Annotated in this window: 20 protein-coding genes; 12 read left to right on the forward strand and 8 right to left on the reverse strand. The window is 36.0% G+C overall.

Annotated elements, in window-relative coordinates; genetic code table 11:
* Entirely contained in the window at nt 1-1,011 is a 1,011-nt protein-coding gene (gene hemH, locus LUA90_RS08630; protein WP_231459198.1) for a ferrochelatase, read from the forward strand.
* On the opposite strand, the gene LUA90_RS08635 is transcribed toward hemH, so the two are convergent.
* Nucleotides 1,008-2,222, reverse strand: a complete 1,215-nt coding sequence (locus LUA90_RS08635; protein WP_231459199.1) for a 3-deoxy-D-manno-octulosonic acid transferase — start codon at nt 2,220-2,222, stop codon at nt 1,008-1,010. The genes hemH and LUA90_RS08635 overlap by 4 nt on opposite strands.
* 67 nt (nt 2,223-2,289) lie before the next feature.
* On the opposite strand from LUA90_RS08635, the gene LUA90_RS08640 reads away from it, so the two are divergent.
* Genes LUA90_RS08640 through LUA90_RS08660 form a run of 5 tightly spaced genes read left to right on the forward strand, consistent with a single transcriptional unit; the run spans nt 2,290 to nt 6,924 of the window.
* On the forward strand, nt 2,290-3,600 hold the full coding sequence (locus LUA90_RS08640; protein WP_231459200.1) for a UDP-glucose/GDP-mannose dehydrogenase family protein: 1,311 nt from the start codon (nt 2,290-2,292) through the stop codon (nt 3,598-3,600).
* Nucleotide 3,601: 1 nt separating this feature from the next.
* A complete protein-coding gene (locus LUA90_RS08645; RefSeq protein ID WP_231459201.1) occupies nt 3,602-4,591 on the forward strand; it encodes a UDP-glucuronic acid decarboxylase family protein in 990 nt (329 codons plus the stop codon).
* 2 nt (nt 4,592-4,593) lie between these two features.
* Nucleotides 4,594-5,613, forward strand: a complete 1,020-nt coding sequence (gene galE / locus LUA90_RS08650; RefSeq protein WP_231459202.1) for a UDP-glucose 4-epimerase GalE — start codon at nt 4,594-4,596, stop codon at nt 5,611-5,613.
* Nucleotides 5,613-6,167, forward strand: coding sequence for a hypothetical protein (locus LUA90_RS08655; RefSeq protein ID WP_231459203.1), 555 nt, complete (start codon nt 5,613-5,615; stop codon nt 6,165-6,167). The genes galE and LUA90_RS08655 overlap by 1 nt, the downstream gene beginning before the upstream one ends.
* 19 nt (nt 6,168-6,186) lie before the next feature.
* Nucleotides 6,187-6,924 (forward strand): tyrosine-protein phosphatase, encoded by a 738-nt coding sequence (locus LUA90_RS08660; protein WP_231459204.1) that lies wholly within the window; start codon nt 6,187-6,189, stop codon nt 6,922-6,924.
* Nucleotides 6,925-6,941: 17 nt separating this feature from the next.
* On the opposite strand, the gene LUA90_RS08665 is transcribed toward LUA90_RS08660, so the two are convergent.
* Nucleotides 6,942-8,174 carry an ABC transporter permease gene (locus LUA90_RS08665; RefSeq protein WP_231459205.1) on the reverse strand — a complete coding sequence of 411 codons (1,233 nt, stop codon included), beginning with the start codon at nt 8,172-8,174 and terminating at the stop codon, nt 6,942-6,944.
* A gap of 112 nt (nt 8,175-8,286) precedes the next feature.
* Entirely contained in the window at nt 8,287-8,640 is a 354-nt protein-coding gene (locus LUA90_RS08670; protein ID WP_231459206.1) for an iron-sulfur cluster assembly accessory protein, read from the reverse strand.
* A 92-nt stretch (nt 8,641-8,732) separates the two neighbouring features.
* Between LUA90_RS08670 and LUA90_RS08675 the strand changes: the two genes are divergently transcribed.
* From LUA90_RS08675 to dnaA, 3 genes are all read left to right on the forward strand, one after another.
* Nucleotides 8,733-9,263 (forward strand): hypothetical protein, encoded by a 531-nt coding sequence (locus LUA90_RS08675; protein ID WP_231459207.1) that lies wholly within the window; start codon nt 8,733-8,735, stop codon nt 9,261-9,263.
* A gap of 112 nt (nt 9,264-9,375) precedes the next feature.
* Nucleotides 9,376-10,923 carry a methylmalonyl-CoA mutase gene (locus tag LUA90_RS08680; RefSeq protein ID WP_231459208.1) on the forward strand — a complete coding sequence of 516 codons (1,548 nt, stop codon included), beginning with the start codon at nt 9,376-9,378 and terminating at the stop codon, nt 10,921-10,923.
* 444 nt (nt 10,924-11,367) lie between these two features.
* Nucleotides 11,368-12,798, forward strand: coding sequence for a chromosomal replication initiator protein DnaA (gene dnaA, locus LUA90_RS08685; RefSeq protein WP_056088409.1), 1,431 nt, complete (start codon nt 11,368-11,370; stop codon nt 12,796-12,798).
* Nucleotides 12,799-13,089: 291 nt separating this feature from the next.
* On the opposite strand, the gene LUA90_RS08690 is transcribed toward dnaA, so the two are convergent.
* The 5 genes from LUA90_RS08690 to LUA90_RS08710 form a co-directional block, all read right to left on the reverse strand.
* Nucleotides 13,090-13,632, reverse strand: a complete 543-nt coding sequence (locus tag LUA90_RS08690) for an NUDIX hydrolase (RefSeq protein WP_231459209.1) — start codon at nt 13,630-13,632, stop codon at nt 13,090-13,092.
* A gap of 24 nt (nt 13,633-13,656) precedes the next feature.
* The gene (locus tag LUA90_RS08695; protein ID WP_231459210.1) at nt 13,657-14,043 is read right to left on the reverse strand and encodes a hypothetical protein; all 387 of its coding nucleotides are present in this window, start codon (nt 14,041-14,043) and stop codon (nt 13,657-13,659) included.
* A gap of 150 nt (nt 14,044-14,193) precedes the next feature.
* Nucleotides 14,194-14,979, reverse strand: a complete 786-nt coding sequence (locus LUA90_RS08700) for a YgcG family protein (RefSeq protein ID WP_231459211.1) — start codon at nt 14,977-14,979, stop codon at nt 14,194-14,196.
* A 3-nt stretch (nt 14,980-14,982) separates the two neighbouring features.
* Entirely contained in the window at nt 14,983-15,426 is a 444-nt protein-coding gene (locus tag LUA90_RS08705) for a TPM domain-containing protein (protein ID WP_231459212.1), read from the reverse strand.
* A gap of 84 nt (nt 15,427-15,510) precedes the next feature.
* Nucleotides 15,511-16,092 carry a LemA family protein gene (locus tag LUA90_RS08710; RefSeq protein ID WP_231459213.1) on the reverse strand — a complete coding sequence of 194 codons (582 nt, stop codon included), beginning with the start codon at nt 16,090-16,092 and terminating at the stop codon, nt 15,511-15,513.
* Nucleotides 16,093-16,198: 106 nt separating this feature from the next.
* Between LUA90_RS08710 and LUA90_RS08715 the strand changes: the two genes are divergently transcribed.
* The 3 genes from LUA90_RS08715 to LUA90_RS08725 are packed head-to-tail and all read left to right on the forward strand — an operon-like array spanning nt 16,199 to nt 18,604.
* Entirely contained in the window at nt 16,199-17,740 is a 1,542-nt protein-coding gene (locus LUA90_RS08715; protein WP_231465793.1) for an NAD(P)/FAD-dependent oxidoreductase, read from the forward strand.
* A gap of 33 nt (nt 17,741-17,773) precedes the next feature.
* Nucleotides 17,774-18,241 (forward strand): DinB family protein, encoded by a 468-nt coding sequence (locus LUA90_RS08720; RefSeq protein WP_231465794.1) that lies wholly within the window; start codon nt 17,774-17,776, stop codon nt 18,239-18,241.
* Nucleotides 18,242-18,244: 3 nt separating this feature from the next.
* Nucleotides 18,245-18,604 carry a CoA-binding protein gene (locus tag LUA90_RS08725; RefSeq protein WP_231465795.1) on the forward strand — a complete coding sequence of 120 codons (360 nt, stop codon included), beginning with the start codon at nt 18,245-18,247 and terminating at the stop codon, nt 18,602-18,604.
* Nucleotides 18,605-20,024 lie beyond the last annotated feature (1,420 nt).

The raw sequence follows: 20,024 nt of genomic DNA on the forward strand, positions 1-20,024 counted from the left end.
ATGAGCAAAAAAGGAATTTTATTAGTTAATTTAGGAACTCCAGATAGCCCTGTAACTGCTGATGTGAGAAAATATTTAGATCAGTTTTTAATGGATGAACGGGTGATTGACATCCCAAAATTTAACAGAACTCTATTGGTTAAAGGTATCATTGTGCCTTTTAGAAGCCCGAAAACATCAAAATTATATAAAGAAATCTGGAATGAAAATGGCTCACCGCTTTTACATTACAGTAGAATTCAGGCTAAAATGCTTCAGGAAAAATTGGGCGAAGCCTACCATGTAGAATTAGCGATGCGTTATCAAAGCCCATCAATTGAAACTGCATTGGCAAATTTAAAAGCAGGCCTGGTAGAAAGTATACAAGTTATTCCACTTTTTCCTCAATACGCATCGGCAAGTTCTGGCTCAGTAATTCAGCTGGTAATGGAATTGGTTAGCAAATGGCCAACGGTGCCGCCCATTTCTTTTGTAAACTCTTTCCACGATAATAAGTTGATGATTGAGGTTTTTGCAGAAAATGCTAGAAAACACAATCCGGAAACATACGATCATATCTTATTCAGTTTCCATGGTTTACCCGAAAGGCAACTTTTAAAATGTGACCATACCGGAAATTATTGCCTAAAGAATAAAGATTGCTGTCAAACATTAAACGACACCAATAAATTTTGCTATTCGGCACAAGGACATGATACGGCAAGATTAATTGCCCAGGAACTTGGTATTTCAAAAGATAGATATACCGTTTGTTTTCAGTCTCGTTTAGGAAAAGAGCCTTGGGTACAACCATACACAACTGATGTTTTGAAGAAGCTCGCATCCGAAGGCAAGAAAAGATTGTTGGTTTTTAGTCCGGCCTTTGTTGCCGATTGTTTAGAAACTTTATACGAAATAACGGTCGAATATCACGAAGAATTTAAAGAATTGGGTGGTGAACATGTTCAGTTAGTCGAAAGCTTAAACGATAACCCAAAATTTATTGATGCTTTGGCTGGGATGATACATTAATTTGCAAAAAATTCTGCTAAAATTAAATCAGTAGCACCTTTATTTTGTAAAACATAATCTTCGGCAGCAGCCGAAGATTTTTTGTTTGCTTTTAAATAATCAAAAGCAACTAAAAGTTCCTCGTAATTGGAGATGCTTTTTGCTGCATCAATCGCAATCAAATCTTTAGCTTCTTGAAATTTATGATACTTCGGGCCAAAAATAACGGGTAATCCAAATGCTGCGGCTTCCAAAGTATTATGAATTCCTGCACCAAAACCTCCGCCAATATAGGCCAGTTTTCCATATTGATATAGAAAAGAAAGCATACCAATATTATCAATGATTAAAATATTTGATGGCTTTAACCCGCTACTGTTAAGCTTGGAGAAACGAATAGAATTTATAAACAATCTTTCTATAGCTTCAATATGATTGTCGTTTACTTCGTGTGGAGCAATAATAAATTTCCAGCCTGGATGTTTGGAAGAGAGTTTAGCGATTAGTTTTTCATCTTCCGGCCAGGTACTGCCGCATATTATCGTGTTTGTATCTCCACAAAAATTTTCAATAATAGGTAGTTGTTTAGGGTTAATGGCGTTTTCATAAACGCGGTCAAACCTGGTATCTCCACTTACAGTTGTTGATTTTATATTGATTGAATTAAGAAGCTGCTCACTTTCTTTATTCTGAACAAAAAAATGAGTTACCGATTTTAGAATATTGCGATAAAATGCACCATACTTTTTAAAGAAAACTTGATTTGGCCTAAAAATTCCCGAAATTAAATATAATGGAATGTTGCTTTTTTTAAGTTCAGTAAAATAAAAATACCAGAATTCATATTTGGTAAAGATTGCCATTTCTGGTTTTACCAATTCAATAAATTTTTGAGCGTTTTTTTTGGTATCAATCGGTAGATAAAAAACTGCATCGGCCAGTGCATAATCTTTTCTTATTTCATATCCCGAAGGAGAAAAAAACGTGATAATCATTTTCTTTTTGGGATGATTCGATCTGATTTTTTCAAGAACTGGTCTGCCTTGTTCAAATTCGCCTAATGAGGCAAAATGAAACCAGATATTTTCATCTGCTGGGTTAGTTTTTTCGGCTATCTTTCTGAAAATCTGTTTTCTACCGCGTATAAATAACGCTGCTTTTTGGTTAAAAGATGAAAAAATCCAAATTAATAAGCTATAAATTTTAATTCCTAATATATAAAGTAAAAGCATTTGTTGGATTTTATTATCTTCGTGGCAAGATAAAACGAAATTACTTAAATTCCCCTATAAATATAATATGAAAATAGCTGTAGTAGGTACAGGATATGTAGGTTTAGTTACCGGAACATGTTTAGCAGAAACTGGAAATAATGTTATCTGCGTAGATATAAATGAGGCCAAGGTTAAGAAAATGCAAGAGGGTCAGGTTCCAATTTACGAACCTGGTTTGGATTTGCTTTTTCATAGAAATATTGAGCAAGGCAGGTTACATTTTACAACTAATCTTGCTGATGCTATTGCCGAGGCGCAGATTATTTTCATGGCTCTGCCAACGCCTCCGGGTGGAGATGGTGCCGCAGACCTTTCTTATATTTTAGGCGCTGCAAAAGATATCTCTAAAATTATTACAGACTACAAAGTAATTGTAAATAAATCAACAGTACCAGTTGGTACAGCTGATAAAGTTAGAGCCGTATTTGCTGAAAATACAGACGTTGTGGTTGATGTGGTTTCAAATCCAGAATTCTTACGTGAAGGCGTAGCAGTTGAAGATTTTATGAAGCCTGACCGTGTTGTACTCGGTACAAAAAGCGAGCGTGCTAAAAAACTAATGACAGACCTTTACGGTCCATACGTTCGTCAAGGTAACCCAATTTTGTTTATGGATGAGCGCTCATCTGAATTAACAAAATATGCTGCAAACTCTTTCCTGGCAACAAAAATTACTTTTATGAACGAGATTGCTAACCTTTGCGAATTGGTTGGTGCAGATGTAGATGCGGTAAGACGTGGAATTGGTTCTGATGATAGAATTGGTAAACGTTTCTTATTCCCGGGAATTGGTTACGGTGGTTCATGTTTTCCTAAAGATGTTCAGGCCTTAGTTAAGGCTGCCGATGAAAATGTTTATGATTTTCAAATTCTGAAATCTGTAATGGAGGTTAACGAACGCCAGAAAACAATTTTGGTTGATAAACTTTTAAAATACTACAAAAACGACATCAATGGCAAACACTTTGCACTTTGGGGTTTAGCTTTTAAACCAGAAACTGACGATATCCGCGAAGCGCCGGCTTTGTACATTATTGATGCTTTGGTAAAACATGGTGCAACAGTTACGGTTTTTGATCCGGAAGGTGTTGAAAATGTGAGAAATTTAATTGGTGATAAAGTTAAATATGCTACAAACCAATATGAAGCTTTAGAAAATGCAGATGCACTTTTAATTGCAACAGAATGGTCGGTATTTAGAAATCCTGATTTCGATAAAATCGAATCAGTATTAAAAAATAAAGTAATTTTTGATGGTCGTAACTTATACGATTTAGATAAAATGATTGATTTAGGATATTATTATAACAGCATTGGCCGTAAACTGATTGATTAAGATGAGCACAAAAAGAATATTAATTACAGGAGCGGCAGGCTTTTTAGGTTCACACCTTTGCGATCGCTTTATAAAAGAAGGTTATCATGTTATTGGAATGGATAATTTGATAACCGGTGATTTATCTAATATCGAACACCTTTTCCATCTGGAGAACTTCGAGTTTTATAATCATGACGTTTCAAAATTCGTTCACATTCCAGGCAGTTTAGATTATATCCTTCATTTTGCATCGCCTGCAAGCCCGATTGATTATTTAAAAATTCCAATCCAAACTTTAAAGGTTGGTTCTTTGGGTACACATAATCTATTAGGTTTAGCAAGAGCAAAAGGTGCCAGAATGTTAATTGCTTCAACTTCTGAAGTATATGGCGACCCAAGTGTTAACCCGCAACCAGAAGAATATTGGGGTAATGTAAATCCGGTAGGGCCACGAGGTGTTTATGATGAAGCTAAACGTTTTCAGGAAGCGATAACCATGGCTTACCATACTTTCCATGGTGTAGAAACCAGAATTGTAAGAATTTTTAATACTTATGGACCAAGAATGCGACTTAATGACGGTCGTGTTTTGCCGGCTTTTATTGGCCAGGCTTTAAGAGGAGAAGATTTAACCGTTTTTGGGGATGGAACCCAAACCCGTTCTTTCTGTTACGTTGATGATTTAATTGAAGGAATTTACCGTTTGTTGATGAGTGATTATGCTCAGCCGGTAAACATTGGAAACCCTGATGAGATTACCATTAAACAATTTTGCGAAGAAATTATCAAGCTAACCGGAACATCACAAAAGATTGTTTATAGAGAACTACCACAAGATGATCCAAAACAACGCAGGCCAGACATTACAAAAGCTAAAGCTTTGCTTGGTTGGGAACCTAAAGTTGGCAGAGCAGAAGGTTTAAAAATTACCTACGACTATTTCAAATCTCTACCAGAAGAGGCTTTGGCAAAAATTGAGCATAAAGATTTCCAAAAATATAATAGATAAGAATGTCTAAAATTTTAGTTACCGGCGGTACGGGTTACATTGGTTCCCATACAGTAGTAGAGCTGCATAATGCAGGTTTTAAAGTTGTAATTGTTGATGATTTATCCAATTCAGACATCAAAATTCTAGATCAGATTGAGAAAATTATTGGTTCAAAGCCAGAGTTTCATCAGTTTGATTTATGCGATGAAGCAAAAGTAAAGTCTTTTGCAGCCGAACAAACAGATATTTCGGGTATTATTCACTTTGCGGCATCAAAAGCGGTTGGCGAATCTGTTCAAAATCCATTAAAGTATTACCGAAACAATTTTTTCAGCTTAATTAATCTGTTAAATTCTTTCAATAAAACAAATTTTGTTTTCTCGTCATCTTGTACTGTTTACGGGCAACCAGATAGTTTACCGGTAACAGAATCTGCTGCGGTTAAAAGGGCAGAATCGCCTTATGGTAATACTAAACAAATTGCAGAAGAAATTTTAGTGGAAACTGCTGCCGTTACACCAGATTTAAATGTTATCGCTTTGCGTTATTTTAACCCGGTTGGTGCACATAAAACGGCCTTACTTGGCGAATTACCAAACGGTGTTCCTGCTAATTTAGTGCCGTTTATAACACAATCTGCAATAGGCAAACGTGGCCCGATTGTGGTTCATGGTAACGATTACAACACGCCAGACGGTAGTGCAATTCGCGATTATATCCATGTGGTAGATTTAGCAAAAGCACATGTGGCTGCGGTTAAGCGTTTAGCATCCGGCGAAGCCGAAAGCAATTATGAAGTATTTAATTTAGGTACGGGTAAAGGTTCTACAGTTTTAGAAATTATTAATGCTTTTGAAAGTTCTACAGGTGAAAAACTGAATTACCAAATCGGTCCAAGACGCGAAGGTGATATTGAACAGATATATGGCGATGTAACTAAATCCAAAGAAGTGTTGAAATGGCAAACAGAACTCGATTTAAACGAGATGATGCGTTCGGCATGGGAGTGGGAAAAATATATTAAAGCAAACCCATTTTAATGAAGCTTGCTGAGCACAAAAATTTAAAAATCGCAATAACTGATTTACCGATAAAAGAAAAGGATAAATTGTTATTGCGATTAATTGCAAAAGATAAAGTGCTTACCGAACATCTTCACTTTAAGTTATTGGAAGATGAAAGCGATTTAGATTATCGCAAAGAAAACATCAGGCATAATATTGAAAGCCAGCTTGCAGAACTTAAAAAGTTAAATGCAAAAGAAGCTTTGGCTAAAGTGAGAAAAATGATAACGCTCGTTAATCATTTCTACAAAGTTACCAAAGATTCCATAGGCGAAGTAGAACTGAAAATCTTCGTATTAAGTGTAATCCCTGTTGAGTACAAGAAATCTTTTTTTGGTTATCGTGATTTTGGAATCCTTTTTTCGAGTTTTTACATCAAAACCACCCAGGTAACTATAAATAAATATAAAAAGCTTCACGAAGATTTACAGTTTGATTTGGCAGAAAACCTGAATCAATTGCTAAGTAAAATATATTCTTCTAAATTAGCGCCATTGGCTGAGTCATCAGATTTGCCAAAAGAGATTTAATTCGCTGTAATCGTTTAAGATGTTTGGATTATTTAAGAAGAAAAAAGTAAGCCCTGATTTTGATTTTTCTACTATCGGAACGGATATGCACTCTCATATTATTCCAGGTATTGATGATGGTGCACAAAGTTTAAAAGATTCCTTGTTGCTGGCGCAAAAATTTAAGTCGCTTGGTTTTAATAAATTGATTGCTACGCCACACGTAATGGCCGATTATTTCAGAAATACGCCCGATACCATAAAAAGAGGGTTGGAAATATTAAGAAATGGTTTAGCTGAGGCACAAATTGATTTAGAAGTAGATGCTGCCGCTGAATATTATCTTGATGAAACACTCGAAAAAAAAATAAAACAAAAGCAGGTTTTAACTTTTGGTGCTCAGTATGTTTTATTTGAATTATCTTTTATCAACGCACCTCAAAATCTCTTTGAAGTTATCAAACTGATTCAGGATTCTGGATACACACCGGTTTTGGCACATCCCGAAAGGTACCCTTATTATTATGCCTCAATAGAAAATCTTCATAAGATAAAAGCATCTGGATGTTTGCTTCAATTAAACTCTATTGCATTAACGGGTTATTACGGTTCTGGCGCAAAAAAGGTTGCTGATGAAATGGTTGAACATCATTTGGTAGATTTTATTGGTAGTGATATGCATCATTTGAAACATGCTTCCGCATTAGAAAATTCCTTATTAACCAGCGGGATGAACACTTTATTAACGCAACATCAACTTCTTAATAAAACGCTTTAATTTTCTTAACGCGTTTTTTACTCATAGCGAAGTGCCTCTACAGGGTCTAATCTCGAAGCTTTCTTAGCTGGATAGTAACCTGATAAAATTCCCACACCTACGCAGATACCAAAGCCACCAATAATAAATGCCCAGGGGATTATAAATGAACCACCCATGGCCAAAGAAATCAGGTTCCCGATAACGATGCCTAAAAATATACCAAAGGTGCCGCCCATTAAACAAATTACCACGGCTTCTATTAAGAATTGCCTGCGGATTACTTTAGGATTTGCACCGATAGCTTTACGTATACCAATTTCTCTTGTTCGTTCTGTTACCGAAACCAACATAATATTCATCAATCCTATAGATGCACCTATTAATGTAATAATCCCAATAGCCACGCCACCAATAGCTACAAAAGCTAAATTTTCGAACAACGTTTGAGCAATCGCATCACTTTTAGTAATTTCAAAATTATTAGGATCGTTAACCTTCACCTTACGTATGTTTCTAAATAATGAGGTAGATTCTCCAATTATGGCTTCCTGCATTTCATTAGTTGGAACCATAACCGTAATGGTATAAGATGGATTCGCATTTGCATTAATCTGCTTAGCTTTTGATAAGGGCACATACACAGCTCTATCTCCACTAAAGCCCATACTCGAACCTTTTTTTTCTAAAACGCCTATAATTTTAAAACGATTATTGCCTACATTAATCATCTTATCTATCGGCTCGGTATCTTTAAATAATTTATCTACAACTTCGCTACCAACAATACATACATTACTACCAAGCTGAACTTCTGATTGACTAAAATTCCGTCCATCAGATAAGCCTAAACCTTGGGCCGCTAAACCATTTTCATCAATACCTTGAACATTAATGTTTGGATTTGTTTTCAGGCTTCCGTTTTTTACGGTAGAACCGCCACTGGCAAATACGCTTACAGCTACAGTGGCTGGTGTTTTTAAACTATCCTTAAATTTAACTGCATCTTCATACCTAATCGCCTTGAAAGGCTTTGGTCTTTTGCCTTGTCCGCCAATTCTAATTCCTGTGCCACGGTTTCTTATGGTAAATGAATTGGCACCCATGCTACTAAAGGCACTGGTCATACTCGCTTTTACGGCATCTAAAGTTGTCAAAATACCAACTAATGCACTTAAACCTATAGCAATAATTAATGCAGTAAGCATGGTGCGTAATCTGTTACTTTTAATTGATTGCAGTGCGAGCCTGATATTTTCTCTGTAATTCATTTAGTTTGATGGAGTGGTTGCAGTTATTATTGGGCAGACAAATATCTATAAAAATAAAAAAGTCCCGATGTTTAGACAAGGGGACTGTGCAATATGTTACAATATTATTTTTTTATGCAGAAAAACTTGTACCGCAACCGCATGTACTTGTTGCATTTGGATTAACAAATGTAAATCCTCTCGAATTTAAACCGTCTTGCCAGTCAATCATCATGCCCATTAAATACATTTGATGAGCTTTATTCATAAAAACTTTAATGCCTTCAATAAAAAACTCCTGGTCGCCATCTTTTTTCTGGTCGAAGCCTAAAATATAATTCATCCCTGCGCAACCACCGCCTTCAACACCTACGCGTAAGCCGTAATCCTCACTAATCTCCTGCTGATCTCTTAATTTTAATAACTCTTTAGTTGCTCCCTCCGAAAAAGAAACTGGTGCAAATGCTGTATCAACTGTAGTACTCATGTTATTTAAATTTTATCTTTTACAAATATAAATAATAATGTACATTTTTGCTTTTGGCGGGATGTTAATATTACCGTAATTAAACAATAGATATGACTGCACAACAAATCATAATAGATATTCTGACTTTATTTTTGGGTATTTCTCTGGCTTTTATAGTCATTTATTTTTTCGTTAAAACTGATATTCAACGATTCTTTAATTTAAAAAACATCGAACTAAATAAAGAAAATCGTGCCCAAATTTTACCACTAAGGCTGCAAGCACACGAACGTTTAATTATTTTTATTGATAGAATTAATCCGGCCAACTTATTGGTACGCTTGCATCAACAAGGAATTGATATTGCTACGCTTCAGGCTGGCGTTTTAAATGAAATTCGTACTGAATACCAGCATAACATTACCCAGCAGTTATATGTTAACAGTACAACATGGAATGTTGTGCGCAAACTAAAAGATGATACACTTGGAATGATTAATAACGCTGTGCAAGGTTTACCAAAGGATGCTAATGGAATAGAGTTGAGTAAGGCAATTTTGCAACACATGGCAACTATTGATGAAAACCCTTACGATTTAACAATCGAATTGATTAAGAAAGATATTCAGCAATTGTTTTAGGAAGTTAGTTAGTTGTTTAAACTGGTTAATCGTAATTTGAATCATTCGAAACCGACTCGAACAACTAACCAATTGAAACAATTTCAACGGTTAACCATATACATAACCAAATATGAGCGATATAAAACATACTACAACATCCGGAATCGAAATAAAGGAGCTTTACACCACTGCTAAACCGATGGAGGAAAAACCAGGCGAATTTCCTTTTACCCGGGGGATTCAAAAGGATATGTATCGTGGCAGATTGTGGACCATGCGGCAATATGCAGGATTTTCAACCGCAGAAGAATCAAATAAAAGGTATCATTATCTGTTAAATCAAGGTACTACAGGTTTATCTGTTGCTTTTGATTTACCAACTCAAATTGGCTATGATTCAGACCATGAAATGGCTGATGGTGAAGTGGGAAAAGTTGGTGTCGCGATAGATTCTCTGAAAGACATTGAGATTTTATTTGAAGGGATACAGTTAAAAGACATCACAACTTCGATGACAATTAATGCAACGGCTTCAATCTTATTAGCGATGTATATCGCGCTGGCTAAAAAACAAGGTGCAGATTTAAAGCAAATTTCGGGTACAATACAAAACGATATATTAAAAGAATATGCTGCCAGAGGAACATATATTTATCCGCCTAAGCCATCAATGCGGTTAATAACTGATATTTTTGAATTTTGTAGCATCGAGGTTCCTAAATGGAATACCATTTCCATATCAGGTTATCACATTCGGGAAGCCGGCTCAACAGCAGTACAAGAGCTGGCTTTTACCTTGGCCAATGGAAAAACTTATCTTAAAGCGGCAATTGATAAGGGTTTGGACATAAATATCTTTGCTAAAAGATTATCGTTCTTTTTTAACTGCCACAATAATTTTTTTGAAGAAATTGCCAAATTTAGAGCTGCCAGAAGGATGTGGGCAAAAATTACAAAAGAACTTGGAGCAACAGCCGAAAAAGCACAAATGCTTCGGTTTCATACACAAACCGGTGGCTCTACTTTAACCGCACAGCAGCCACTTAATAATGTAATAAGGGTTACTAATCAGGCTATGGCTGCAGTTTTAGGTGGTACACAATCTTTGCATACCAATGGTTATGATGAAGCGCTTTCCCTGCCAACAGAATCTGCTGCAAAAATCGCTTTGCGTACTCAACAAATAATTGGCTTTGAAAGCGGGGTTACAGATACTGTAGACCCATTAGCAGGTTCGTTTTTTGTAGAGAATTTAACTGACGAGGTTGAAGCAGCCGCCTGGAAATACATTGATAAAATTGATGCGATGGGCGGTTCTGTTAATGCAATAGAAAACGATTACATGCAAAATGAAATTGCTGGAGCAGCTTATCAATATCAAAAGGAAATAGAATCTGCAGAACGCATCTCAGTTGGTGTAAATAGATTTGTACAGCAAGAAGAAGGCATTACAGAAGTTTTTAATATAGATGATTCGATAAGGAAGCTTCAAACTGAAAAGTTAAACCAGTTGAAAGCCGAAAGAGATAACAAAGCAGTAGAAATGGCTTTAATTAATTTAGAAGGTGCAGCACGAAGCAATTTAAACCTTATGCCTTTTATAATTGATGCTGTTGAACATTATGCTACATTAGGTGAAATTGCTGATGTATTTCGAAAAACCTTTGGCGAATATTAATAGATTGTACAAATATTTCCCAGATTGGGGAATTGAAGGAACGATATTAATTACAACATTTCGCCATTTAAAAATAGGTTTTTATGAAAGGGAAATAACCTGCTTTGGTATGTGTTGATAATCAGCGGATTTACATAATTCTCTAACATAAATCCCCTTCTTTAATAACTTATGGCTTGGAATTTGCTTTTTCGATGCTGATTTGATTAATTGAGTAAAATAGCCTGTAAATCGATTTTAGATGTGGAAAACCTATGTTAATAAATAGTTATCCACATTAAAAATTTAGGTTAAGTAGGATAGCTACCTGCTTATGAATAGGTTACGAAATAATTGAAATTTTTGTTTCAAATGTTGATAATTTTCTCAATATTCGTAGTCCCGAAACGGACCACCCCGTAAATTCGAATCGGAACTGTAAACCAATAAATTATAGAAATCGCAATGGAAAAAACTTGTACAGAAGTGTGGAAGAACTGTCTTCAAATCATTAAGGATAATATCCCGAATCAAAGTTTTAAAACTTGGTTCGAGCCTATAACAGCCCTTAAGTTGGAAGGTAAGGTTTTAACCATACAAGTGCCGAGTTTGTTCTTTTACGAATGGCTTGAAGAACACTACGTAGGCTTACTTCGAAAGACTGTTAAAAAACAACTCGGGGAAGATGGTAGGTTAGAATATAACATCGTTGTAGATAAATCATCCAATAGCGGAAGTCCTTACACAACAAATATGCCTTCAAACGGAAATGGGGCAGAAGCAAAAGTACAATCGATGCCAATTCCTGTATCGATAAATAAAGACATTAAAAACCCTTTTATTATACCGGGTTTAAAAAAGTTAAATGTTGACCCGCAATTAAACTCTAATTATACTTTCGAAAATTATATTGAAGGAGATTGTAACCGTTTAGCTCGTTCTGCCGGTTATGCTGTAGCCGCTAAACCTGGAGGCACATCATTTAATCCTTTAATGATTTATGGTGGTGTAGGTTTAGGTAAAACACACCTTGCGCAAGCCATTGGTAACGAGATTAAACGCAGTATGCCAGATAAGCTTGTTATTTATGTAAGCTGCGAGAAATTTTGCCAGCAGTTTGTAGATTCATTAAAAAACAACACCATTAACGATTTCGTTAATTTTTACCAGGCTATGGATGTAATCATTATGGATGATGTACACAACTTTGCAGGTAAAGAAAAAACACAGGATATTTTCTTCCACATCTTTAATCATTTACATCAATCGGGCAAACAGGTTATTTTAACATCAGATAAAGCACCAAAAGATTTAGCTGGTTTAGAAGAACGTTTGTTAAGTCGTTTTAAATGGGGCTTATCTGCCGATTTACAAATTCCGGATTTAGAAACGCGTATTGCGATTTTAAGAAAGAAAATGTATGCAGATGGTATTGAATTGCCCGGCGAAGTTGTAGAATATGTTGCGCATAACATTGATAATAACGTACGTGAGTTAGAAGGCGCAATGGTTTCTTTATTGGCGCAGGCTACTTTAAACAAGAAGGAAATTGATTTAAATCTTGCGAAGCAAATGCTGAAGAATTTTATCAAGAATACTTCAAAAGAGATCTCAATGGAATACATTCAGAAATTGGTTTGCGAGTATTTTGAAGTTCCGGTTGATATGGTTAAATCGCAAACGCGTAAACGTGAAATTGTTCAGGCTCGTCAAATTTCTATGTACTTATCAAAAAGCCATACAAAATCATCATTAAAAACAATTGGCGCTTTCTTTGGCGGTCGTGATCATAGTACAGTAATTTATGCCTGCCAAACGGTAGAAGATTTAATTGATACAGATAAGAAATTTAAAGCTTACGTACACGACATTCAGAAAAAATTAAAAATGAGCTAGTTTAAAAGGCAATTTTTTGAATATGAAAAAGTCCTGATTTGAATTCAAATCAGGACTTTTTGTTTTTATAGGTGCGATGTAAATTTTTAAACTATGTATGGATACTGGTTTTGATTTATTAGGTGAACCTAAGTAAAATAGACCCGACAAAAGCGTAAAGACCACAATGTAGCGAAGCGCAATGAGGACTTGCAGCGATTGGCGGGATTAGCGGAACCGAAGAATACAGTACATTGCTCTTCAAAAAAATAAATATTTCATTTTTATTGTAGGAAATTGACTTTACAATTTCTAAATTTCTGCTAAACCGTAATGCAAAGCCGCAACATGCAATGCTTGCGCAATTTGATTATCTGCAAGTAACTGCTTTACTTCTTCAACTTTGTATTCTTCAACATTTAAAATCTCGTGCTCATCTAAATGTTGTTCGTGGGTTTTAACGCCGCCAGTTAAAAAGTAGGTGAAAGTTTTATTGGTAGATGTTGCCGGATTTGGATAAAGTTCTACAATAAATTTACAGGTTTTGAAGCTATAACCGGTTTCTTCTAAAAGTTCACGTTTAATTGCAGTTTCAGGTTCTTCATCGCCATCAATTACACCGCCAGGAATTTCTAATGAAATAATATCTGCAGCATGGCGATATTGGCGAACCATAATTATTTTTCCTGCTTCTGTTAACGCAATTGCATTTACCCAATTCGGGTATTCTAAAACATAATAATCATCTTTAACAACACCGGTTTGTAGTTCACAAGTATCAACCCGTAAGGTTGCCCATTTCTCTCGAACTAAATATTTCGAGGCAATTTTACGCCACTTCTCAATTTCTATCATAACTCTAAAATCGTAATTTGTAAATCAAATATATTGTTGAATGTTATTTTGGCGATGGAAATTTACCAGATGAACGATTTTATGTTTATCAGAAAGAATTTTATAGATAAGGTTAAGTTTTGGTGCAATTATCCTATTCCGTTCCAGGCTTAAACCAAGCTCGTAATATAAAAACTCACTAAGCGAATCTAATTTCTCTGCAGATAATTCATTATGGTCTAACCAATCATTAAAAGCTGTATTATCTTCGGTTTCCAGAATATCTTTAGGTAAATTAAAGGAGTTGGTTAATGTTTCATCAAAAATAACTTGTGCCTCAGCAAATTTGCCGTCTAGTTTAAGTCCCATTATTTTAGCTAAAACCTCTGCTAGCTTCTGTATTTCTGCTGTAATTAAATCTTTACGGTACATTATAAAATAATTAATTAAGATGTTTTCTTCTGGACAAAGTCGAATAGTTGTCAGTCTGAGCGGAGTCCAAGACCAATTATCAATTAACCAATTTCCAATGGAGCAATTAGCAAATGAGTAACAAACTAAACAGCCAAAAAACCAGATTGACTACCAGCTTCCGCTAGAGCCACCTCCGCCGAAGCTTCCGCCGCCAAATCCTCCAAATCCGCCACCACCGCCGGATGAGCCACCGCCGCCCCAGCTGCTACCACCACCCCAATTGCTACCTCCGCCTCCGCGACCGCCAAACAGCATTGCCCAGAATAATGCATTCGAAGCACCACGACTTCCAATGATTTCGCCGCCATTACCACCACCGCCTTTTCGCATGATGATAATAATTACAACAATGATAATCAGAATGACTGCTATACTTCCAACTCCACCACCTTTTGATGCTTTAGGTTTATCGTTTTTATATTCTCCTTTGGTATATTTTATAATCGAGGTTGTAGCTTCATCAAGCCCGGTGTAATAATTACCCGCTCTAAAATTTGGCTTAATATCATTTTCGATAATGCGTTTTGCATAAATATCAGGTAGAGCACCTTCAACGCCATAGCCGGTTTGAATAGAGATTTTTCTATCGCCAACGGCTACAACAATCATAATTCCATTGTTTTTACCGCTTTGTCCAACACCCCATTTTCTTCCTAATTCTACAGCATATTCATTAATATCGTAATCACCAACCGATTTTAAAACAGCTATTGCAATTTGAGTTGATGATGAATCATCAAAAGCAACCAGTTTTCGTTCTAAGTTATTTTTCTGTTCTGCAGATAAAACTCCTGAATAATCATTTACAAGTGTATTTGGTTTCGCCGGAAAATCCTGTGCAAAAGCGAATACATAAAGTAAGCAGAAAACAGATAATAGAAATATTTTTTTCATCGTTTATATGTTTTCTTGTTTATCACCGTAATAAATATCGTTTGGCAACTCATTAATATCGCCAGTTTGGTAAGGAAAAAACAAAGCTAATTTTTCGCCTGCAAGCGCAACGCCGGCAATAATACCATCTGCTAAATTTCCTTTAGCAAAATGTGCTTTCATTGCAATTTGAGTAGTTTCCCAAAAATTTTCAGGCACAACCCGATTAATTCCGCTATCACCGATAATGGCAAATTTATGGTCGGCATGAGCCAGATAGATTAAAACCCCATTATGTTGTGCGGTTTTATCCATTTCCATCTTGGTAAAATATTCAATAGCTTTTTGATATACATCACCCTCGCAATGTTTATCGATAGCAATTCTTATTTCTCCTGAAGTGGCTTTTTCAGCCTCAGCTATTGCATGTGCAATTTTATCTTGTTCAATATCAGAAAATAACGACATGATTTTATTTTAGGGTTAATTAAAAAGGGTAACAGATATTTAATTAAATAAACACCCATTACCCTTAAATGTATTTAAAGAATATTAAAATTCTACTTTAGGTGCATCTTTTGCTGTTGCATCAGCTTCAAAATAACCTTTTGCCTTAAACCCAAACATACCTGCAGTTAAGTTATTAGGGAAAGATCTAACCTTGGCGTTGTATTCCTGTACCGCATCATTAAAATCTTTGCGGGCTACAGTAATTCTGTTTTCAGTACTTTCTAGCTGTGCAGATAAATCACTAAACTGTTGTGTGGCTCTCAATTCAGGGTAAGCCTCAGTAATAGATAATAATTTACCTAAAGCCTGGCTTAACTGCCCTTGTGCTGCCTGATATTTTTGTATATTTTCTGGCGTTAAATCATCAGCGTTAACAGTCATTTGAGTAGCTTTTGCACGAGCTTCTACAACAGCAGTTAGAGTACCTTGTTCAAATTTTGCTGCACCTTTTACCGTGTTTACTAAATTCGGAATTAAATCTGCTCTTCTTTGATATTGGGTTTGAACAGTTCCCCATTTAGATTTTACATTTTCATCAAGCTTAACCATGCTGTTATAACCGCATGAACTTAAAGTGGTTACTGCAATAAAAGCAGCTAAAATTCCAAATACTAATCTTTTCATTTTTATGGTTTTTGTTTTTGATTTAATCGAATTTTCTTCAATTTACAAATTAGATATCAAAATCTGTACCTTTGTTACAATTCAGGATAAAAACCTGACAGGTTGTATGCAAAAAGATATCGAAATTACCCTGCTCCCACATCAGGTTGAGCAAGTTGAGGCCATCAATCAAAAGCTCGAAGAAGCCTTAAAAATACCACAAAAGCGCATTCATGGCTTCGAAATTCTGAAAAGATCAATAGATGCAAGGTCTCGAAAAGTTATCTACCGTCTTCAAATAAAAGTTTATATCGATGAAATTCCTCAGGTAGAAATTCATGAGGTTAACTATCAAAATGTCAGTAATGCTAAGCCCGTTTTAATTATTGGCGCTGGTCCGGCCGGATTATTTGCCGCTTTGCAATGCATCGAAAATGGCTTAAAACCAATAATTATCGAAAGAGGTAAAGATGTTAAACAGCGTAGAAGAGATTTAGCCGCAATTAATAAACAAGGCGTTGTAAATACCGAATCTAATTACTGCTACGGCGAAGGTGGTGCCGGCACCTACTCAGATGGTAAATTATATACCCGCTCTAACAAACGGGGTGATATAAATAAGGTATTACAAGTTTTTGTAGATCACGGTGCCGAAAAAGATATTATTGTGGATGCAAGACCACACATTGGCACAAATAAATTGCCACATATCATCACATCTATAAAAGACACTATTTTAAATGCTGGTGGAGAAGTGATGTTCGATAGCCAGATGACAGATATACTCATTGAATTTGGTAAAATAAAAGGCATAGAAATAAATTTTGAAGATAAATTACATGCAGATAACATCATCCTGGCAACCGGTCATTCGGCCAGAGATGTGTACGAATTGCTGCACAGCAAAAATATTTTAATAGAAGCAAAGCCATTTGCCTTAGGCGTACGTATAGAGCACCCGCAACAAATTATCGATTCAGCACAATACCATTGCGATACACGCTCCGAGTTTTTACCGCCCGCCTATTATAGTTTAGTAGAGCAAGTTGGCGCTCGTGGAGTATTTTCTTTCTGTATGTGTCCGGGTGGTATAATTGCACCTTGCGCCACAGGCGAAAATGAAATTGTTGTGAATGGCTGGTCGCCTTCTAAAAGAAATAATCCCTACGCTAATTCTGGTACTGTTGTTCAGGTAACTTTAAATGATGTTCTGGGATATGATCCTTTACGCATGCTAAATTTCCAATCAGAGATAGAAAAACTGGCGTTCGAAGCCGGTGGCGGAAATTTGGTTGCCCCAGCACAGCGAATGATGGATTTTGTAAATAATAAACTATCAATCGATTTGCCTAAAAATTCATATCTCCCCGGTACAAAAAGTGTTATGCTCGATAATATTTTACCCGCTTTCGTTTCAGATAGTTTAAAATCTGCCTTGCCATTGTTCGGCAAAAAGATAAAAGGCTATTATACCAACGAAGCCATTTTGGTTGGTGTAGAAAGTCGTACTTCATCACCTGTTCGCATTCCTCGTGATAAGGAAACTTATCAGCATCCGCAAATTAAAGGTTTATATCCTTGCGCAGAAGGCGCTGGCTATGCTGGCGGAATCGTATCTGCCGCAATCGATGGTATAAATTGTGCAAACGCCATTTTGAATGCAAAATAGCAAACATTAAATATTTTAACTTGTTCTTAAGCTATGTTTGATATCACCAATGAAATAAAAAAATCTTTTAATGGGGATGCCTGGCATGGAAATCATGTTATGCAAACGCTAAACAATGTCGAACCCGAAAAAGCATTTCAACATTTTATTCCAGATGCACATTCCATTGCCGAAATCGCATTGCATTTAACCGCGTGGACAGAAGAAGTTTCATCCAGATTGAATGGAAATTTAGCTCTGGAACCAGAAATGGGCGATTGGCCACCAGTTCAGGAAAAATCTCCACAGGCATGGGAAAAAATTATTGTAAATTTTAAAATTGCGAATGAAGAATTGATTCGAATTTGTGAAAATATAAAACCCAATGATTGGAATAATAAAACAATTGACGAAAGAAATGCGGCTTTAGGAACAGGAGTTACAAATGCAGTATTATTAAATGGTTTGGTTCAGCACCACGCTTACCACTCCGGACAAATTGCTATTCTCTCAAAATTTTAGTTTATGAAAAAGACACTCATTATCGGAGCCTCAACAGATCCCTCACGCTACGCTTATAAAGCGGCACACATGCTCACCAGGTTTAACCACCAAATAGTTAATATCGGTATAAAACGCGGCGAAGTTGCAGGCGTAGAAATCGAAAAACAAGGCCAAACTCATCCAGATATAGACACCATTACATTATATATCGGCCCTGCCTTACAACCACAATACTATCATTATATTATTGATACCAAGCCAAAGCGTGTGATTTTCAATCCCGGTACAGAAAATTATGAGTTCGAAAAACTTTTAGATCAACACAATATCGAGCCAATGAGAGCTTGTACTTTAGTGCTTTTAAGTACCGGACAGTATTAGCCAAATTTCCAAAATCAATATTCAATTATCAAAAGCAGGGCCTGTATAACTTAAATGTTCTTATCTGCTTTATAGGTTAAGACATAATTAATATCTTTTTTTGAAAAGCAAGTTCCTGTTTTCCAATTAAAGTTCGTCCCGTTCTGCATTTCAAATCCTCGGTTCGCTGCGCTTTCCCTGCGGGTTTTTCATTCCGCCCGGGTTTATTTTACGTCTGTCCGTTTTCCAATCAGTAGTTAGTATATAGTATTTAGTATCGAGTATCAAGACATGGAGCTTACACCCGCTACTTAGATGACCTTAGATTCCTTAGATTGTGGATTTAGTCTTTTATTAAGTGCTAACGATATACATCTTAAACTTAGCTGCCTTAGGTGGTGAAAACTTATGCATTAAGCTTTAAAATCTTTTTCAATCTGCGCTATTTTATCTGCGAACATCAGCGGGAGACGATAGGCACCTTGCAATCACCTGCAACCATCAACCTAAAACAGATTTATAACTTAGATGACCTTAGATGGTAAACTAGTCTTAGTGGATAGGTTCTTACTATGTAGTATTAAGTACTTAGGCATGGAGCTTATACTCGCTACTTACATGTCCTTAATTACTTATATGTACAAACTATTCCCTTAAAATCTATTTTTTAAAATAACTTAGCTGCCTTAGTTGGTGAAAACTTATGCATTAAGCTTTAAAATCTTTTTCAATCTGCGCTATTTTATCTGCGAACATCAGCGGGAAAGATAGGCGCCTATGCAATCACCGGTAAACTAAAACCGACTTACAACGTAGATGAACTTAAATCCTTATTTGTACAAACTGTTCCCTTAAAATCTATTTTTAAAATAACTTAAGTGACCTTAGCTGTCTTAGGTGGTGAAAACTTATACATTAAGCTTTAAAATCCTTTTCAATCTGCGATAATTTTATCTGCGAACATCAGCGGGAAAGATAGGCGCCTATGCAATCACCGGTAACCCTGAACAATCAATTTACCACAGAAACCCGCCTTAAACAAACCACGTCCTGAAAAAGTTTGCTTACGCCAATAATTTTTCTCCCTGAAATCCATGCAGTTACCACTGTCCATCCAAATAAAAGCGGCCCTGGCTTTGTGCAAGCGGATAATTTTCCTACTTTTGCATCCCGCTTCGGAGGAAGGGGAAAAGGTTGAAAAGATGAAATAAGGTTGCCGGAATTATTTTCAAATAAAATTTGGTGATTGAGAAAAGTTTTCTACTTTTGCAACCCGCTTCGGAAGGAATCGGAGCTCTGAAAAGAGCGATATTGAAAGAGGGATTAAGAAGAAAAAGGCGACGAAGAAATAAAATTTATTTTATTTGGAAGTTAAAAAAAGATTCTTACCTTTGCACTCCCAACCGAAAGGAAGGGTAAAAAAATCAGAACGGCGGATGTC

The sequence above is a fragment of the Pedobacter sp. Leaf170 genome (assembly GCF_920984665.1).
Classification (GTDB): domain Bacteria; phylum Bacteroidota; class Bacteroidia; order Sphingobacteriales; family Sphingobacteriaceae; genus Pedobacter.